We start from the raw sequence: 2,003 nt of genomic DNA, 5'->3' as shown, positions 1-2,003 counted from the left end.
CTTTTATTTTGCCATACACATCCATAATTAAAATGTATAAAAATAGCCTTTTATATTGTCAATATAATACCAGATACATAATCTAGATTACTTTTAAATTTTATTTATTATATTTTTAAAGAATTAGTAATAATAAAGAATTAGGGTATAAAATATTTTTATAGTAGCTATAAAAATATTTTCACCCTTATTTTCCTGCTATAAAAAATTTTTATGGCGATTTATTAACAAAAATTGTGGAAAAACTACTATAAAAAAATTTTATAGTAAGCTAAATTTCCGCCATAAAAAATTTTTAACGCTGCCATAAAAATTTTTTATAGTATCTTTAAATTTTGCTATAAAAATTTTTTATAGCTTAAAAATAGAATTTATTTATAATTAGATGTAAAAATTTACAAATTAAAAAATTATATAAATCGAGTAGGAGGGGGTGACTAACCCCCGACCCCTCACACCACCGTACGTACGGTTCCGTATACGGCGGTTCACTTAAGTATGACGTAAATGGTTGTACCTATCTAACAGACTTTTCAGCTTTTGATTACGCCAAAATTTCAGGTTAAGCGTTGTGTGTAAGATTGGACTATTCGAAATGCGCCAATATTTCTTACGAGAATTTCCCCATTCATAGGCCTTCTCTCTTGGAACCCCAAGAGAGATGAGCCTTTTAGTTTTTGTTTTGGGTAGTTTCCATTGTTTCCAAAGGCACATTCGGAGTCTTCTTCGAACATGTTCATCAAGTTGTTTAAAGGGAGTTGGTGTATCTGCCAGGGCAAAATATCCGCACCATCCAACAAGGTATTCATTTAGTTTCTCAATACGTAGTTCCAATGGAATAGGTTTTGACCTTGATGTCATTTCCTTTATTCTACTTTTAGCTCTCTTTATACTTTCTTTTGCGATACGGATTTTCGGATTACGGTTTGATGTGAAGCTAAATCCAAGAAACTTTCGTTTCCACGGTCTGTCTACCGCGCTTTTCTCTTCATTTACCTTTAGTTTTAGCTTCTTTTCAATGAATGTAGTGATAGAACTCTTAACGCGTAAACCTGCCTTCTTGGTTTTCACATAAATATTACAATCATCTGCGTAGCGGACAAATTTGTGTCCTCTTTCCTCTAGTTCCTTATCTAATTCATCTAACATGATATTTGAAAGTAGCGGACTCAATGGTCCACCTTGAGGAACGCCTTCTTCGCTGATAATTTCTACACCGTTTATCATAATTCCCGATTCTAAATATTTTCTAATTAACTTTAGAATCGTCTTATCCTTGACTCTTTTTGTTAAGAGTCCCATAAGCATATCGTGATTGACCTTGTCGAAGAACTTTTCTAAGTCCATATCTATTACCCATCTGTAACCCTCTTCTATATATTGCCTTGCTTTCCTAACGGCGTCATGCGCTCTTCTTCTGGGTCTAAACCCATAACTATGCTCGGAAAAGGTTGGGTCATAGATTGGGGTTAATATTTGGGCAATCGCTTGTTGGATAAAACGGTCTGTCACGGTAGGAATACCTAATAAACGTACGCCGCCATTTGGTTTCGGGATTTCGACTCGTCTGACTGGCATAGGCTCATAGGTTCCGTCCTTTATTGAATTTCGGATTTCTTGCCAGTTTTGTAGTATATGCGCTCGTAGGAATTTTACAGGCATTTCATCTACTCCATGGCTGCCCTTATTCTTTTCGACACGTTTTAATGCCGAAAGTAGATTTTCCCGTGACAGTAGTCGTTCCATTATTTCGATACATCCTTTCACGTGAATATACGCTCTATTTGTGCCACTGTTTACTCCACCCTCTTAAAGTCCCCTGTGGAATTCACCACTTCCTCCTTTAAGTAAGTCCAGTTGGATTGTCTGTATCATCATAGACAGTGAACGCCTAGTGTATATTCTTCTTAAATGTTCAGTCCTTCCCTAACCATCTTAAGCTAGTCAGGTACTATGACCTCTGCTGACTTCTGGCTGTTCAGTGTAAGCCCCCAATCAAACAA

The 2,003-nt window shown here is 35.9% G+C and carries 1 protein-coding gene; it reads right to left on the bottom strand.

Annotated features, from left to right (window positions below; all coding sequences use genetic code 11):
• Positions 1–492 precede the first annotated feature (492 nt).
• Positions 493–1,746 (bottom strand): group II intron reverse transcriptase/maturase, encoded by a 1,254-nt coding sequence (gene ltrA / locus B5V89_RS19945; protein WP_066228276.1) that lies wholly within the window; start codon positions 1,744–1,746, stop codon positions 493–495.
• Between the last annotated feature and the right edge of the window lie 257 nt (positions 1,747–2,003).

The sequence above is a fragment of the Heyndrickxia sporothermodurans genome (assembly GCF_003055045.1).
Lineage (GTDB): Bacteria > Bacillota > Bacilli > Bacillales > Bacillaceae_C > Heyndrickxia > Heyndrickxia sporothermodurans.
The sequence above is the reverse complement of the archived record's forward strand: the minus strand, read 5'-3'. Positions and strand labels throughout refer to the sequence as shown.